The sequence below is a fragment of the Gordonia sp. SGD-V-85 genome (assembly GCF_001456905.1).
Taxonomy (GTDB): Bacteria; Actinomycetota; Actinomycetes; order Mycobacteriales; family Mycobacteriaceae; genus Gordonia; species Gordonia hongkongensis.
In genome coordinates, this window is the sequence record NZ_LNQO01000005.1 from 45,973 (window position 1) to 63,643 (window position 17,671).

The following is a 17,671-nucleotide window of genomic DNA, read 5'->3' on the forward strand; positions in this document are numbered from 1 at the left end:
AGACGCCGCACGCGACCTCACCAGCCGGCGATCACGATGAGAGGACAGCGATGACGCAACCCCCGAGCGATGCCGGTGCCACCTCGGCCGGATTGCGGAGGTTCCGCTTCGGCGCGGGTGGTGAGGGCAACAAGGACGAGGGCGGTGCCCGCAAGTTCGTCAAGCTGGCGCAGACGGCCGAGGAATACGGTTACGACACCTTCGCGGTGCCCGACCACCTCGGCAACCAGGTCGGTCCGCTCGCGGCCCTCGGCGCGCTGACGCAGGCCACCAGCACGATCCGCCTCGCGACCTCGGTGCTGGCCAACGGCTGGCGTCATCCCGCCCTCCTCGCCAAGGAGGCCAACACGATCGACGTCCTGAGCAGGGGACGACTCGAGTTGGGCATCGGCGCGGGGTGGATGAAAGAGGAGTTCGACAAGGCCGGCATCGAATTCGAGTCGCCCGGCGTCCGCATCCGTCGCCTCGACGAGGCGCTGACCGTCCTCGACGGCCTGATGCGCGGGGAGACGGTGAACTTCGACGGCGAGTTCTATCAGATCAACGGCCTCGAGGGGAGTCCACGGCCGCGGCAGGGACCGCGTCCGCCGATCGCCGTCGGCGGCGGTGGACCCAAGATGCTCGCCCTGGCCGCCAAGCACGCCGACATCATCTCCGTCGCGCCCGGCACCACCACCGACGGCAAGATGAAGCTGTCCGACATGACCATCGAGAAGACCGCCGAGCGTGTCGACCGGATCCGGCAGGTCGCCGGCGACCGGTTCGACGAGCTCGAACTGAACTGGACGATCGCTGTCATCGTCATCACCGACGATCGGGTCGCCACCGCCGAGATGGCGCTGAAGGCGCTCGAACAGGGCTATCCGCCCAACATCGCGCACGACACCGAGTTCACCGTCGACGACGTGCTGACCTCGCCGTACATCGCGATCGGGAGCTTCGACGAGATCGCCGACCAGATCCGGGAGGTGCGCCGCCGCACCACCATGTCCTACGTAGGGGTGTTCCCCACGCAGATGGATGCTTTTGCGCCCGTGCTGGCGCAATTGAAGGGGGAGTAGGATGGCCGACGGTCTCGCGAGTCAACAGCGAGGTGACGGGTCGGTGAACCCGGGGGCGCGCGTCGAAGGGCGACGCGCGCTCATGCGAAGCCGAGCATGACGAACGCGAGTTTTTCGTTGGGTAACTGGACGTGCGCTACCGTATCCCGCGGTCGGCACAGGACGTGGACAGCAGGACTGCGTGGTGGTGTCGCCAAGACCTCGCCGGAGAACTGCGCCCGCGTGGGGGAGTCCACGAGGGGGCACAGGAGTAATGAATGCTGAGTACTGAACTCGAAGACTTTCTCGATGAGACCGGGAACATCTCTTTCACCGAGGAAGCGACCCTGGTCGACTACGTCGAGCAGAACGTCCGCGAACAGGCCGACACACTGGCCTACCGGTTCATCGACTACAGCCGCGAACGCGATGGCGAGCCCCAGGATCTGACGTGGGCGCAGTTCGGCAAGCGACTCCGCGCCGTCGCAGCACGTCTGCAGCAGGTCACCAAGCCGGGCGACCGCGTGGCGATCCTCGCGCCCCAGTCGCTGGAGTACGTGATCGGGTTCTTCGCGGCGCTCTACGCCAGCAACGTCGCCGTCCCGCTGTTCTCCCCCGACGAGCCCGGACACACCGACCGACTGCACGCGGTCCTCGACGACTGCAAGCCGACCGCGATCCTCACCTCGACGAAGTCCGCCGAGGCGGTGCGTGACTTCTTCGCGCCGCTGCCGGCCAAGGAGCGACCGCGCGTCATCGCCGTCGACGCCGTCCCCGACTCGGTCGGGTCGAGCTGGGTGGCACCGGTCGCCGGTCAGGACAAAAACAAGGACACCGTCGCCTACCTGCAGTACACCTCGGGTTCGACGCGCGTCCCGGCCGGTGTGGAGATCACCTATCAGGCGGTCGCCGCGAACGTGCTGCAGATCTCCGACACCATCGGCATCGATCGCAAGGCCCGCGGCGTCACCTGGCTGCCGATGTTCCACGACATGGGTCTGCTCACCGTGATCCTGCCTGCGCTCGGCGGCCGCTACATCACGATCATGAGCCCGCAGGCCTTCGTTCGCCGTCCCGGTCGCTGGATCAAGGAGCTCGCCGCCGCCGCCGACGGCGCGGAGACCTTCGCCGCGGCTCCCAACTTCGCCTTCGAGCACGCCGCCGCGCGCGGTCTGCCGAAGGAGGGCGAGGAGCTCGACCTCTCCAACGTCATCGGTCTGATCAACGGGTCGGAGCCGGTCACGGTCAGCTCGATGAAGAAGTTCAACGAGGCGTTCGCGCCGTACGGGCTGCCGAAGACGGCGATCAAGCCCTGTTACGGCATGGCCGAGGCCACGCTGTTCGTGTCCGCGACGCAGCGCGAGAACGAGGCGAAGGTCGTCTACGTCGACCGCGACGACCTCAACGCCGGCAGTTTCACCCTCGTCGACTCCGACGCGCCCAACGCGGTCGCGCAGGTGTCGTGTGGTCAGGTCGCGGTGAGCCAGTGGGCCACCATCGTCGACACCGAGACGGCGACCGAACAGCCCGACGGCCATGTCGGGGAGATCTGGTTGCATGGTCTGAACATCGGCGCCGGCTACTGGAACAAGCCGGAGGAGACCGAGGAGACATTCCACAACAAGCTCGTCACCCCGCTCCCGGAGAACAGTCACGCCGAGGGTGCGCCCGCGGACGCGATCTGGATGCGCACCGGCGACTTCGGGGTCTGGCTCGACGGTGAGCTCTACATCACCGGGCGAGTCAAGGACCTGGTGATCGTCGACGGCCGCAACCACTACCCGCAGGACCTCGAGTACAGCGCGCAGGAAGCCAGCGACGCGCTGCGCCCCGGCTTCGTCGCCGCGTTCTCGGTGCCGGCCAATCAGTTGCCGGGCGAGGTGTTCGAGTTCGCCGGCAGCGGTTTGAAGCCCGACGCCGACGACGCGTCCGAGCAACTGGTCATCGTCGCCGAGCGCGGACCCGGCCGCAAGGCCGACCCGCAGGAGGTCGCCGACACCGTGCGTGCCGCGGTGGCCCAGCGTCATGGCGTGATGGTCCGCGACGTCCTGCTGGTTCCGGCCGGCTCGATCCCGCGCACGTCGTCGGGCAAGATCGCGCGGCGCGCGACCCGTGCGGCCTACATCGACGGCAGTCTCCGGGGCGGCTACAAGCAGACGGCGTTCCCGGACGCCGAGTAGCGAATCTGCGGACCCGGGCGGGGTGAGTGCGTCGAGTTGCCGCGCCCGGACACCCCGCGGGCTGATAATGCACCCGGCACCAGTTCAGGTGCCCCGAGATCAGTAGTCTGGAAGCGATGTCTGAACTGAATACCGACGAGGCCCGCAGTATCGATTCCGCCGCGGCCGGCACCGATGGCGAGACCGCCGGTGACCTCACTGTCGACCAGCTTCGTGATTGGCTGCGCGAGTGGGTGTCACAGGCGACCGGGCTCCCCGTCGAGCAGATCGCCGTCGACCGTCCCATGGAGGAGCTCGGTCTCTCGTCTCGCGACGCCGTGGCGCTCGCCGCCGACGTCGAGGACAAGACCGGGGTGATCCTCACCGCGACGGTCGTCTACAACCATCCGACGATCGCCACGCTCGCGCAGCGCATCATCGAGGGCGATCCCGACGAGGGCGCCGACGGCGATGCGGACACCTTCTGGCGGCGCGAGCGCAACGCGGACGACGACATCGCGATCGTCGGGCTCTCGACCCGGTTCCCGAAGTCGGGCACGACGCCCGAGTCGACGTGGGACGCGCTGATCGCCGGCGTCGACGGTGTCTCGGACCTGCCCGCGGATCGGTGGTCGGAGTTCCGGTCCGATCCCCGGCTCGTCGAGATCCTCGACGCGGCCAACACCAAGGGCGGTTACCTCGACGACGTCCGCACCTTCGACGCCGACTTCTTCCAGATGAGCCCGCGCGAGGTCGAGATGGTCGACCCGCAGCAGCGTCTCGCGCTCGAGCTGACCTGGGAGGCACTCGAGCACGCGCACATCCCGCCGAGCGATCTCAAGGGCGCTCCGGTCGGTGTGTTCATCGGCTCCTCCACGAACGACTACCAGCTGCTGGCGACCCTCGGCCTGAGCGAGGGCGCCGAGGACACCGCCGCGTATGCGCTGACCGGCACCTCCACCGCGATCGTCGCGAACCGGGTGTCCTACTTCTACGACTTCCGCGGGCCGTCGATCGCCCTCGACACCGCGTGCTCGTCGTCGCTGGTGGCCGTTCATCAGGCCGTCCGCAGCCTGCGGACCGGCGAATCCGACCTCGCGCTGGCCGGCGGCGTCAACATGATCATCAACCCGGCGGCCACCCTCGGTTTCGACAAGATCGGCGCCCAGGCGGCGGACGGACACGTGAAGGCGTTCTCCGCCGACGCGGACGGATTCATCCGCGCCGAGGGCGGCGGATTGTTCGTCCTGAAGCGACTGTCCGACGCGCGTCGTGACGGCGACGACGTCCTCGCGGTCATCGCGGGCTCGGCGGTCAACAGCGACGGTCGCTCGAACGGCCTGCCGGCCCCGAACCCCGAGGCGCAGGTCGACGTCCTGCGGGACGCCTATGCCGACGCCGCGATCGATCCGCGCACCGTCGACTACGTGGAGGCCCACGGCACCGGGACCATCCTCGGCGATCCGATCGAGGCCGACGCCCTGGGCCGCGTGGTCGGTCGCGGACGCCTCCCCGGCTCGCCGATGCTGCTCGGATCGGTCAAGACGAACTACGGCCACATGGAGTCGGCCGCGGGCGCGGGTGCTCTGGCCAAGGTCGTGCTCGCGATGCAGCACGGCACCATCCCGGCGTCGCTGAACTACAGCGGCCCCAACCCGTACATCCAGTTCGACGCCAACAATCTCAAGGTCATCCCGGAGGCCACCGAGTGGCCGCGCTATTCCGGTCATGCCGTCGCCGGTGTCTCCGGATTCGGTTTCGGCGGCACCAACGCGCACGTCGTCGTCCGCGAGGTGCGGCCCGAGGATCTCGCGCCGGCGTCCGCGCCCGCAGGCCATGCGGGCGCATCCGAGTTGCCGGCGTCGGCGTCGCTCGTCGACGAACCCGATCTCGACGACGACGTCTACCTGACCGAGGCCGAGCGTGCCGTGCTCGCCGCGCAGGCGAAGAACGTCGATCCGGTGATCGAAGAGACCGCGTCGGATCCGGCCGCCGGCTTCGCACCGTGCGCGGTCGAGGGTTCGGTTGTGCCGCTGGTCATCTCGGGCTTCCTGCCGTCGCGTCGGCGCAAGACCGCCGCGGACCTGCTCGAGTGGCTCGAGTCCGACGAGGGACGGTCGACGCCGCTCGCCGACATCGGCCGCGCGCTGGCACACCGCAACCACGGACGCTCGCGCGCCGTCGTCATGGCCCGTACGCACGACGACGCGATCACCGGCGTCCGTGCGGTGGCCGAGGGCAAGAGCAATCCGCTTGTCTACTCGTCGGATTCGCCCGACGCCGCGTCCGCGGTCTGGCTGCTCTCCGGATTCGGTTCGCAGCACCGCAAGATGGCCAAGCAGCTCTACACCGAGAACCCGATCTTCGCCAAGTACGTCGACCGGGTCGACGAGCTGGTGCAGAACGAGCTCGGGTACTCGATCGCGGAGATGTTCGTCGACGACGAGCAGACCTACGGCATCGAGCAGAGCCAGGTCGGCATCTACACGATCCAGGTCGCGCTCGCCGACACCCTGCGGCACCACGGCGCCGAACCCGGTGTGCTCGTGCCGCATTCGATGGGCGAGGCCTCGGCCGCGTACATCAGCGGCGGCCTCTCGCTCGAAGACGCGACCAGGGTGATCTGCCAGCGCTCGCGCCTGATGGGCGAGGGCGAGTCGATGCTCCAGGGCGACGACATCCGCCTGATGGCGCTCGTCGAGTACAGCGCCGAGGACATCACCGACGTCCTCACCGACTACCCCGACCTCGAGATCTGCGTCTACGCCGCTCCGACGCACACCGTCATCGGCGGACCGGAGTCGCAGGTCGACGCCATCGTCGAGCGTGCCGAGAAGGAGGGCAAGCTCGGACGCAAACTGGCTACCAAGGGCGCCAGCCACACCTCGCAGATGGACCCGCTGCTGGGTGAACTGGCCTACGAGCTCACCGGTATCACGCCGCTGCGGCCCACCACCGGGTTCTACAGCTCGGTCGACCGCGAGGTCTTCTACCGCGCCGGCCACGAGCCCGTCCACACGATCGACTACTTCACCAAGGGCCTGCGCCACAGCGTGTGGTTCAGCCAGGCGATCGCGAAGTCGGTCGAGAACGGCCACCGCACCTTCCTGGAGCTCTCGCCGAACCCGGCCGTCCTGATCTCCGTTGCCGCGGTGACCTTCTCGGCTGGGCTGCACGACGCCGAGCTCATCGAGACGCTGCGGCGTAAGGAGGACGAGAGCTACGGACTCGTCAACGCGCTGATGAAGCTCTACGTGCACGGACATCCGGTCGACGTCGCGTCGCTGTTCGGTCGCGGTGGTCACGCGGCCATTCCGCGTACCCGCTTCGAGCGCAAAGAGTTCTGGCTCACCGCGAAGATCTCCTCGGGCGGCTCGGCCGGCACGGTCCCGGGATCGCACGTGGCACTGCCCGACGGCCGTCACGCCTGGGAGGTCAACGCGGCCGCGGTCACCGATCCGCGTGAACTGGTGCGTGCCGCGGCGGCCCAGGTCCTGGCGAATGCGGCTGTCGGGGCGTCGGTCGCGCACAGCGCCATCCCGGCATCGGGAACCCTCACGACGACGCTGAGCCCGCATCCCGGCGGTGCGGCGGTGACCGTGCACGCCAAGGCGGACAAGAACTTCCAGCTGCTGTTCGAGGCGGCGGTGACCGGTGACCTCGACGACACCGCAGGCGAGGTCACGGCCGCGCCCGCAGCCCCGAAACGGTCCGGTGCCGAGGTGTTCGCCGATGACACGGTGGTCGTCGAGGACGACGTCGTCGACGACATCGGCAACCGATGGAGTCCCGAATCCGGTGAGACGGTGGGTGATCGGCTCGCAATCATCGTCGGCGAGTCCATGGGCTACGACCCCGAGGACCTGCCGCGCGAGATCCCGCTGATCGAGCTCGGTCTCGACTCGCTGATGGCGGTGCGGATCAAGAACCGCGTCGAGTACGAGTTCGACATCCCGCAGCTGCAACTGCAGGCGATGCGCCAGGCGAACCTCGCCGACGTCGAGAAGTTCGTCGACTTCGCGGTGACGCATCGCGATCAGCTCGACGATCTCGCCCAGAATGCCGCCGGCGGTGGCGAACTCGACACCGCGGCGCTCAATGCCTACATCGACGAGCAGAACGCCGGCGGTGGTGAGTCGGCAGCCTCCGCACCGGCCGGCCAGTCCGACAAGCCCGGCGAGCAGTCGCCGGAGCCGAAGCGGCACATCGCCGAGGATCTGGCCGACGTCGAGCAGGCGGTCGCGAACTCGCCCGAACCGGAGGTGTCGTCACGCGAGGAGGCGGTCGAGGAGTCGGCCGCTCCCGCGGCAACCCCGAAGCCGGCCACCGACATCACCTCGCAGCGGGCCGTCGCCGAGGCGGCCGGCTCGGACGTGCCGCCGCGGGATGCCGCCGAGCGATTGACCTTCGGCACGTACGCGGTGGTCACCAAGGCCTCGGCCGGCGGCATCTTCAACAAGCTGCCGGTGCTGTCGGAGGACGTGGCCCAGCAGCTCACCGATCGCCTCAACGAGCGTACCGGCGGAGATCTCGACGTCGAGGACATCCTCGACTCCGAGACGATCGAGGAGATGTCGAACTACGTGCGCGAGCATCTCGATGCCGGCGCGTCGACCGACGGGTTCCTGCGCTACCTGCGCCTCGTCCCGGACGGCAAGAAGGTCTATGACCCGTCCGCCGGCGATCCTACGCCGATCCTGCTGTTCCATCCCGCGGGCGGGAACACCTCCGCCTACGAGGCGCTGCTGAAGCGTCTGCCGGCGGACCGGCCCGTCATCGGCTTCGACCGTGGAGTCGAGGGATCGATCGAAGACCGTGTGCGCGAATACCTTCCGCGCCTGCGTGAGCTGCAGCCGAACGGCCCGTACGTGCTGGTCGGCTGGTCCTTCGGCGGTGCGCTCGCCTATGGCGTCGCGCAACTCCTGCGTGAGGCCGGGGAAGAAGTTGCCTTCGTGGGCCTCATCGACGTGGTGCGCCCTCGCGCGGACATGACCGAGACGCCGGACAGCAAGCGGGCGCGGCTCGAGCGCTGGAAGGAGTTCGCGATCCGCAACTACGACCTCGACCCCGATGTACCGATCCCGATGGATCGGCTCGTCGAGGCCGACGACGAGGGGCAGTTCGCGATCATCATGGAGATGATGTCGATGTCGGGCACCAAGATCCCCGGCGGCATCATCGAACACCAGCGGACCTCGTTCATCGAGAACCGCGTGCTGAGCAGCATCGCGCCGGAACCCTACGACGGCAAGGTCGTGCTGTACCGGGCCGACAAGATGCACGCCGGCGCCGTCGAACTCGAACCGCAGTGGGCCGAGATAGACGAAGACGGCCGCTGGGGTGAGGTCGTCGACGACCTGGAGATCATCCACGTCGGCGGTGACCACCTCTCGATCGTCGACGAGCCGTACATCGCCAAGATCGGCAACGACCTGGCCGCGCGGGTCGGACGGCTCGATGAGCAGTAGCGGCACGGCTGCTCATCGTCAATCAGTGGTCGCGTAGAAAGTGAGACACCGTGGCTGACACCACCGCAGGCAAGCTCGCCGACCTCCGTCAGAAATTGGAGGCCGCTCGCGAGCCGGGAGGCGAGAAGGCGCTCGCGAAACGCGCGGCGAAGGGGATCTGTTCTCCGCGTGAGCGTCTGAGCATGCTCTTCGATCCCGGGACCTTCGTCGAGATCGGTGCGCTGGCGAAGATGCCGGGTGCGGCCGAGAGTGGTTACGGCGACGGCGTGGTCACCGGACACGGGCTGGTGCACGGGCGCCCGGTGGCGGCGTTCTCCCACGACCAGTCGGTCTTCGGCGGAACCGTCGGTGAGATGTTCGGCCGCAAGGTCGCCTCGCTGATGGAGTGGGCGGGCAAGATCGGCTGCCCGATGGTCGGTATCAACGACTCGGCCGGCGCGCGGATTCAGGACGCCGTCACCTCACTCGCGTGGTACGCCGAGATGGGTCGCCGCAACGATCTGCTCTCCGGTCTCGCGCCGCAGATCTCGGTGATCCTGGGCAAGTGCGCCGGCGGCGCGGTCTACACCCCCGCCAACACCGACATCCTGGTGGCCGTCGAGGACAAGTCGTACATGTTCGTGACCGGACCCGATGTGCTGAAACAGGTGAACGGCGAGGAGATCTCGGCCGAGGACCTCGGCAGCGCGCACAATCAGGCGCGGTGGGGCAACATCCATCACGTCGCCCCCGACGAGAAGTCCGCGTTCGACTGGGTCCGTGAGTACCTGCAGTACATGCCGTCGAGTGCCTACGAGCGGCCGCCCGTCGTCAACCCGGGTCTCGAGCCGGAGATCACCGAGTCCGATCTGTCGCTCAACGACTTCATGCCCGACAACGACAACGCCGGGTACGACATGCACGACATCATCATCAAGCTGTTCGACGACGGCGCCTTTCACGAGGTGGGAGAGTTGTTCGCGCCCAACATCATCACCGGGTACGCACGGGTCGACGGCCGGTCGGTGGGTGTGGTCGCCAATCAGCCGAGCGTGATGTCGGGTGTGCTCGACACCGACTCGTCGGAGAAGGCGACGCGTTTCGTGCGCATCTGCAACGCCTTCAGCATCCCGTTGGTGTTCCTGGTGGACACCCCGGGCATCCTCCCGGGTCTCGCGGAGGAGCAGAAGGGCACCATCCGACGCTCCGGCCGCTTCCTGTACGCCTACGTCGAAGCCGATGTCCCCAAGGTGACCGTCGTGCTGCGCAAGGCTTACGGCGGCGCCTACGCGGTGATGGGCAGCAAGCACCTCGGTGCCGACGTCAACTTCGCCTGGCCGACAGCGAAGATCGCGGTGATGGGCGCCGAGTCGGCGGCCGCGGTGCTGACCCGACGCCAGACCGAAGGTCTCTCGGCCGCCGAGGCGGACAAGATCCGCCGCGAGTTCATCGACTTCTACAACACGATGATGGCCACCCCTTACCTCGCCGCCGAGCGTGGCTACGTCGACGCGGTCATCGAACCCGCCGAGACCCGGTTGCAGCTCCGCAAGGCGTTGGCGCAGTTGCGCGACAAGGAGGTCCTCAAGACCCCGCGCAAGCACTTCCTGATGCCGATCTAGCGACGGGCCTCGCTCCGCTCTGAGGTGCGAGCGCTACCTGTACCGCCCTCCGCTCCCTGATCCGAGAAAGTTGCAGATCCCCTGCTCCCTGAGGAGCGAGCTTGCGAGCGTCACGAAGGGTCTTGGTGACTCGGGTCGCGAAGACCCCTTCGTGACGACGCGCCCTCCGCAAGGTCCGGGCGCTCCTCGGGGAGCAGAGTGCGTGGTAGTGCGCGGGTAGCAGGACTGCCTAGTTCTTCACCGCCCGCATGGGTCCCGGGGTCCAGAGTCCGTGGTGGGTGTCGGTGGTGATGGTCAATTCGGCGTCGGTCTGCGGGAGGATCGGGGTCAGGCTCTGAAGCATGCCCCAATCCTTGGCCCAGTCGTTGCGCAGGTACGACGGGTACACGCGCGGCCGCAACTCGTTCTCGATGATGCCGAGCGGGCCGCCGGAGTCGCCGGCCATCCAGCGCTGCGAGTTGACCCGTTCGCCTTCGCGGTCCGGCGAGATCCGCCACTCCGGTGTCTCCAGGACCCCGTACTTCACCTGGGCGGGACGCTGGCACGGGAAGGCGAGACCGGCCTCCCAGTCGATGAGCACCGGATCCTCGCTGCCCACCAGCGAATTCAGCGTCACCATCGACGAGACGCGCGGCGGGGTGACGGCCAGCCACTGGTCGCGCAGCGTCGAGGTGTCCTCGGCGAGAACGCGGACCACCGTCGCGCCCGGGGGCGCCTGGTCCATCGGGAAGCGCAGGTTGCGCCACTCGGGGGCACCACCGATGTCGAGCGGCACCATCTGACCGGCCGGTGCCACCGTGCCGTCCGGCGCGACGCGGCCGAACTGCAGTCGCACTCGCTGTCCGGGCCGGGTGACGGCGAGGTCGTCGATGTACTCGACCTGCCCCGCCACCGACATCGTGACGAGCGGCTGCTCGCCGGAGGGGTTCTCCGGCAACTGATACCAGTCGGACGTGAGGCGACCGGTGCCGCTGGGGGAGTTGTAGGTTCCGAGGACCGGGGTCTGGCTCGGTGACAGACCGAACGGCAGCTTCACGGTCGACCCGTTGACGCCGGCCTGGGCGGTCTGCCCACCGCTGGTGTCGCTGGAACCGGTCGTGGTGTCGGTCTCGGCGCCGGTGCCGTCCTCGGTCGGATCGGACTGGGTGCGGTCGACTTCCGCGGTCGAGGTGCCCGACGAGGACTCCTCGGCTTCCTCTTCGGTCTCCTCGGACAGGTCCGACGCCACTCCGTTGGGGTCGAACCCTTCCATCCCGGTTCCGGCCAGCGCGGCGCCCGGCGACGGGTTGTCCTGTCCCGCCACTCGCGCGGGTGACAGCAGTCCGGCGTTCGGATCGTCCTCCACCAGTACGGCATCGGCGAGTGCGCACGGCTGTCCTTGGAGCGCGTTGACGTTCGAGCTCAGCCACGACCACGAATTGCGCTGCGTCCAGTCCGCTTTCGCGAATGACACCAGGGTGAACAGCAACATGATGGTCGACACGACGATGATCGACGGGCTGCGGAGTCGGGCGAACACCGACCGCGACGCACCGGTCCGGACGGCGTCGTCGACGTAGTCGTCGCGGAAATGCTGCCACAGACCGAGGGCGGTCAGCGCTACTGCCACCGCGAGGATCCCGGTCCAGAGCGGGATGCCCCGGACGTCGGGAACCGCGTCCCGCCAGGGGATTCCGTAGCTGCCGACGTACCACCACTGGTTGCGTCCGGAGAACGCGAGCGCCAGGACATATGCGCAGGCGGCGGCGAACAGGGTCCGGTTGCGGCGACGACGCATGATCGTGCGATCGGCGCAGGCGGTCGCCACTGCGGCGAGCGCGCCGCCGATCGCGGCGTACACACCGAGCTGGTGGGTCCACTTGGTCGGCAGGAATGCCATCAGCACGGCCGAGCCGGCGACCATGGCGACCAGACGCCACGTGGGTGCGGTGGCGATGCCGGGCAGGCGGCGCCGGTTGAGCAGCATCACCACGACCAGGACGAAGCAGGTGAACACGATGAGAATGCCGAAACGCCGGGCGATTCCGCCATCGGCGGTCGGATTCATCAGCATGTAGTAGCGCATCGGCTCTTCCCACCACTTGTTGGTGGGGCCGACCTGTCCGTTGACCGACACCGCTTCCAGGATCGGTGCCAGCGGCTGGTCGGCGAAGATCTCGAACATCACCGCGAGCCCGGCGGCGAGAATCGGGAGAAGCAACGGCCACAGACCGTCGCGCTTGCGGCGCACCGCGAGACGTTTGATGAGCGGCCGGATGCCGGCGATCAGGGCGATCGAGGCGATGACGCCGGTGGGATGGATGGTGAGGGTGAACGCCGCGGAGATGATGCCGATCGTCAGCGGGAAGAACCGGCCGGTGGCGATCGCGCGCTCGACGCACACCCAGGTGAAGATGGTGCCCAGCGCGATGAGCGGCTCGACGCGCAGTCCGTTGTTGTACGGCATCCACACCGCCAGGAAGACCAGGGCGGCAGCCCAGATCGCCGGCGTCGACTCGCGGACGGCCCGCCCGAGACGGGGGATCGCCGCCCGGCTGATCAACCACCACGACGCCATCGCGAACAGGAACGGCAACAATCGCAACCACGGCGTCGCGGTGCTGATCTCCATCCACGCCGACAGGTAGTGGTAGTGCCAGCCGAACGGATCCTGCGGGACACCGAAGTAGCGGTAGTAGTTGTCGAGATAACCGGCCTCGCCGGCGATCCGGCCGACCGTCACCTGGTATCCGTCGTCGGCGGTGTTGCCGCCGACGAACAACCAGATCAGCAGCACCAGGGTGACGACTCCGTCGACCGGGCGTACGCGCCACCAGCCCGCCGGGAAGATCTTGTGATGGCCGCGCGCGTCGCGGGCGTCGAGGACCGCCAGCGCGGCAAGGGAGAGGATCGTCGACGCGATGCCGAGGACCAGCAGCCAGAACTTGAGTGTCGTGGGCGTGGAGACGAACCGGGTGTCGATGGTCGACCGGAAGGAGAGTCCGTCGGTGCTGACGTCGGCCGGAAGGCTCGAGTACACACCGATGATCTGCGGCCGGGCGTTGGGATCCCGCAGATCGAAGGACCGGACAGCGCCGGCCTCATCGTCATTCGGCCCGCTCCCTCCGCTCCCGGCGCCGGCGGCGTTCTCCGGCAGACCCTGGATCGACCCCCGCGTGCCTTCGGTGTCGGATTCGACGACGATCCGACAGTCCGGCGCCGACTGTGCGGCCGCGCGAGGAGTGTTGAGCAGCACGACGTTTCGTTGCACGACCTGGAGCGAGTCAGCGGTGGCCCGGACGAAGAGGCCGACCTTGCCTGCCTCCGCGCCGCCTTCGGGCACCGTCGACAACAGCACTCCGCCGGACGCGGGCAAGGACGCGCCGAGTGCACACGGAACCGTGACGTCCATCGAGACCGGGACGAACGACACGTTCGGTGCGGCGACGTTCGCCACCGAACCCTGTTGCGGCCAGGTCAGTTCGGCCTTCGTGTAGTCGACCGGCAGGAACGGGCTGAGCAGTGCTAGCAGGATGCCCACGATGCCCGCGGCCATCGCGACGATACGCGCGGTGCCGGCGTGGCGTTCGGCGAAGCCCGGGCGGCGGTCACTCACGAATGACGCGGTGTCGGCGGGACTTCGGGAAGAAGTGTCGGTGTCTGCCACGTCTGCCTGGTTCTCTCCGGTGTGCCGCGTCGCCGGTTCGGCGTGCGAGTGGTCGGGGTCAGTCATCTTCGGGCACCACCCTGATCGGGCCGGGGCGCGACCATCCCCAGGTGGTCGACGTTCCCGTCTGCACCTCCGCGGGTCGCGCCTGCGGCACCAACGGGGTCAGGCGCTGCAGGTTGCCCCACTCGCGGTACCAGTCGTCGTCGAGGTAGGTGGCGAGGGTCGACGGCCGCGTGAGCGCCTCCACCGGCGCCAGCAGTCCGCCGTCCTCGGTGGCCATCCAGGTCTTGGACTGCGAGTTGGCGATCCACGACTCGGGCAGGATGCGCCACTGCGGGAGGTCGAAGACGCCGTGGTGGGCGGTCATCGGACGCTGGCACGGGAACACCGCGCCGGCGGCGAAGTCGATGAGCACGGGATCGGTGGAGCCGACGACGGTCTGGAGGGTCTGCAGCACCGGGGCCCGCGGCGGGGTGACCGCGAGCCATTGGTCCGGGTCGAGGTTGTTGTCCCGGGCGACGATCCGCATCACGGTCGCATCAGCGGGAACGCGGTCCATCGGGATGCGCAGGTTTCGCCACGGGCGGTTGGTCCGCTCGGGGTCGATCGGGATCGCGGGCGCGCCGACCTCCTCGAACTGTCCGTTGGCAGGAACATTCGGCCCGCTCGCTTCGCTCCCGGCGCCGGCTTCGGACTCCCTACCGAACTGGACCTCCAACGCCTGCCCGAAGTTCGGGACGCCGTCCCGGTCGAGCGTGAAAACCGCGCCGGCGGCGGTGATGACGATCAGCGGCGAGGAGTCGCGGGCGGGCAGGCGATACCAACCGGTGGTCAGAGTGGCCTGGCCGCTGTTGGTCTCGTGGCTCCCCAGCACGGGTGTGGTCGCCGGATCGAGACCGAACGGCAGTGCGGCAGTGCTGCCGTTGACGCCGCGAGGCCCGACGCCGCCGGTGGTTCCCGGGTTGCTGCCGTAGACGATGAACGTCTTCGACAGGTCCGCCGAGGTGTTCATCGCGCCGGGTTTCTGGGCTCCGGCCTGCGGCGTCAGATCGGGCTTCACCCCGTCGGGACGGAATCCCTGGGACTGACCCTGCAGCGTCGACGACGCCGTGCCGCCGTCCGCCGGCGTCAGCATGCCGCGATTGGGATCGGGTTCGACGAGCACGGAATCGGCCATCGCGCAGGTGTTTCCGCGCGCGGAGTCGAGATTGGCGGACAGCATCGTGAAGGTGTCCGCGCGGCTGGTCGCGGCCTTCGCGAACACCGCGAGTTCACTGACGACGATGAGGACGGCGATCACCGCGATCGGCGCGGAGGCGACCCCGATGCGCCAGCCGGCGGGCGCGGCACCGCGGTCATGGGCGAGGCCGGTCTCGTCGACGAAGTCCATCCGGAGGTGTTGCCAGATGGCGAACAGCAATGCCACCACCGCGAGCGCGAGGAGCACGGTCGACACCTGGATCCCGGCGACGACAGGTGCCTTGTCGAACCAGGCGATGCCGAAGTTGTAGGGCCACGGCCAGGCGTTCTTGCCCGCCGCTGCGGCCGCGCACGCCACCAGCAGCCCGGCGACCAGGATCGACAGGTTGCGGAGCGTGCGGCGCGCCGCCTGCCCGATCGCCACGCAGGCGACGGCGGCCAGCGCCGCGCCGAGGCCGGCGAAGATGCCGAACTGGATGGTCCACTTCGTCGGCGTGAACGACAGGAACAGGATCGTCAGCAGGGAGGCGCCCAGTGCCCGCCACACCGCGCCCGGATCGATGCCGTCGATCCGCTTGCGGCGCAACATGATCGCCAGGACGACGAACATGGACACGGCGAACAGGAGCACCGGGATGCGGCGGGCCAGGGCGCCGTCGGTGGTGTTCACCGCAAGGAAGTAGTAGCGCAGGAGTTCCTGATACCACGCCAGCGTCGGACCGACCGAGTAACGGATCCGCAGGGCCTCGAAGACGGTCGCCAGGGTCTGGTCGCGGAAGACGATGATGATGACCAGGGCCACACCCGCGAGAAGCGGGGCGAGCAGCGGCAGGAGTCCGTCTTCGGCGCGGCGTCGGACCAGGATGCGGAGCATGGGCCGGGCGCTCGCGATGAGCAGGGCGAGCGCGACGAGACCATGCGGGGCCAGGGCGAGCGTCAGCGCGGCAGTGAATGCGGCGATGACGGCCGGCAGCATCCGTCGTGTCGAGACCGTGACCTCCACCGCCCACCAGGTCGCGAGGGTGCCGAGGACGATGATGCCCTCGCTGCGCAGTCCCGAACACATCGGGAGCCAGAACGCGAGGAAGACCGCCGCGCCGGTGAGCATCGCCCACTGCGACCGCCGCACGGCGCCACCCAGTCGGGGCAGGAGGACTCGGCTGAGGATGAACCAGGCGGCCAGACCCGCGAACAGGGACGGGAGCCGCATCCACAGGCCGGTCGTCGAGATGGTCGACCAGTACGCCAGGAAGTTGTAGTACCAGTCGAACGGTGCCTCGGGGATGCCGTAGAAGCGGTAGTAGTTCGCGAGGTATCCGGCGTCGGCGGCGTTGCGCCCCATGTTGAGGATGTAACCGTCGTCGGGTGACCCCGCCCCGAGGAAGTGCCAGACCACCAGCGTCACCGTCACGCCGATGTCGGTGGGGCCGGGGCGCAGGACCCGGCGCCACCGGAGGCGCCGGCCGACTCGTCGGTGATAGCCGTGGATGCGGTCGAGGCGTCCGACGGCCACGAGCGCGACGATCGCGGCTCCGACGCCGACGACCATCACCACCCACTTGAGGATCGACGGCGACGAGTCGAAGCGATCGTCGATCTCGAGGCGGACGTCGACACCCGGGGCGGCCCGGAGCTGTTCGGGCGTGAGGTCGGTGAAGATGCCGGTGATCTGCGGGTTCGACGCCGGTTCGGCGAGGCCGATGGCGCCGCCGCCCGCGATCGCCGGTCCCGGGGGCAGACCGACGAACTGCGCGCCGGTCGTCGTGGAGTCGGAGAAGATGCGGAGTTCGGTACAACCGGCCAGCGCGTCCCGCGGCACCGAGGCGAGCGTCTTGTTGCGGTTGGTGACGGATACGCCGTTCGCGTCGGCGACGACGAACAGCCCGTTGTCCCGCGCTTTCACCGCGGCCGCGGGCATCGTCGACAGCACGACGGTCGACGTGTCGGCGGGGGTCGTCGACAGCACGCGACACGGGATCGAGATGTCGACGTTCCGGGCGGTCTGCGCCACGAGCGGAGCCGTGACCGATGCCGAAGTGCCGGTCTGTTGTGGCCACGTGATCGACGCCGTCGAGGTGCTGACGGGCAGGAACGGGGTCAGGACGCCGGCGACGACGGCGATGAGCCCGGCGACCGCGGCGACGAGCGCGACGGTGCGGGACTGCGGTGCGCCGGACGCACGCTGGGCAGCAGCTCCAACGGTGGTGTCGGCGTTGCCAGCGGACACTTCAGGCGACTTCGGCACAGGCGCATCGTAGTCAGCCATGCTGTGACAAACCCAAATCCCCTGACCGGATAGTCGATGTGGCCTGGGTGGCTTCGACACGGCTTCGCGCTGCGCTCGTCACCTGCTCAACCAGCGGGAGAGGCGAGACCGCCGGCTCCCCGCCCGCTGGCCGAGCAGCGTCGTCCGAGTGCAGCGAGACCGCCGGAGTTCCGCCCGCTGGCCGAGCAGCGTCGTCCGAGCGCTGCGAGGCCGCCGGCTCCCCGCCTGCTGGCCGAGCAGCGTCGTCCGAGCGCTGCGAGGCCGCCGGAGTTCCGCCCGCTGGCCGAG

The 17,671-nt window shown here is 68.6% G+C and carries 6 protein-coding genes; 4 read left to right on the forward strand and 2 right to left on the reverse strand.

From position 1 onward, the window contains the following. Positions 1 to 50 precede the first annotated feature (50 nt). The 4 genes from AS181_RS07305 to AS181_RS07320 all read left to right on the forward strand — a co-directional run bounded on the left by AS181_RS07305 (position 51) and on the right by AS181_RS07320 (position 10,268). Complete coding sequence (locus tag AS181_RS07305) at positions 51 to 1,061, forward strand: LLM class F420-dependent oxidoreductase (protein ID WP_058250937.1); 1,011 nt, start codon at positions 51 to 53, stop codon at positions 1,059 to 1,061. 257 nt (positions 1,062 to 1,318) lie between these two features. Beyond that, on the forward strand, positions 1,319 to 3,220 hold the full coding sequence (fadD32, locus tag AS181_RS07310; protein WP_058250938.1) for a long-chain-fatty-acid--AMP ligase FadD32: 1,902 nt from the start codon (positions 1,319 to 1,321) through the stop codon (positions 3,218 to 3,220). 116 nt (positions 3,221 to 3,336) lie between these two features. Beyond that, positions 3,337 to 8,667 carry a polyketide synthase Pks13 gene (gene pks13 / locus AS181_RS07315; RefSeq protein WP_058250939.1) on the forward strand — a complete coding sequence of 1,777 codons (5,331 nt, stop codon included), beginning with the start codon at positions 3,337 to 3,339 and terminating at the stop codon, positions 8,665 to 8,667. A 50-nt stretch (positions 8,668 to 8,717) separates the two neighbouring features. Further along, positions 8,718 to 10,268: an acyl-CoA carboxylase subunit beta gene (locus AS181_RS07320; protein WP_058250940.1), complete on the forward strand. Its 1,551-nt coding sequence runs from the start codon at positions 8,718 to 8,720 to the stop codon at positions 10,266 to 10,268. A gap of 229 nt (positions 10,269 to 10,497) precedes the next feature. Here AS181_RS07320 and AS181_RS07325 read toward each other — a convergent pair whose 3' ends face one another. Next, positions 10,498 to 13,980 (reverse strand): arabinosyltransferase domain-containing protein, encoded by a 3,483-nt coding sequence (locus AS181_RS07325; protein ID WP_058250941.1) that lies wholly within the window; start codon positions 13,978 to 13,980, stop codon positions 10,498 to 10,500. Beyond that, positions 13,973 to 17,383, reverse strand: a complete 3,411-nt coding sequence (locus AS181_RS07330) for an arabinosyltransferase domain-containing protein (protein WP_082652884.1) — start codon at positions 17,381 to 17,383, stop codon at positions 13,973 to 13,975. The genes AS181_RS07325 and AS181_RS07330 overlap by 8 nt, the downstream gene beginning before the upstream one ends. Positions 17,384 to 17,671 lie beyond the last annotated feature (288 nt).

Bases quoted from the DNA above. Each gene is read 5' to 3' on its own strand.
- pks13 (WP_058250939.1), top strand. From the start codon at position 3,337: ATGTCTGAACTGAATACCGACGAGGCCCGCAGTATCGATTCCGCCGCG.
- fadD32 (WP_058250938.1), top strand. From the start codon at position 1,319: ATGCTGAGTACTGAACTCGAAGACTTTCTCGATGAGACCGGGAACATC.
- AS181_RS07330 (WP_082652884.1), bottom strand. From the start codon at position 17,383: ATGGCTGACTACGATGCGCCTGTGCCGAAGTCGCCTGAAGTGTCCGCT.
- AS181_RS07305 (WP_058250937.1), top strand. From the start codon at position 51: ATGACGCAACCCCCGAGCGATGCCGGTGCCACCTCGGCCGGATTGCGG.
- AS181_RS07325 (WP_058250941.1), bottom strand. From the start codon at position 13,980: ATGACTGACCCCGACCACTCGCACGCCGAACCGGCGACGCGGCACACC.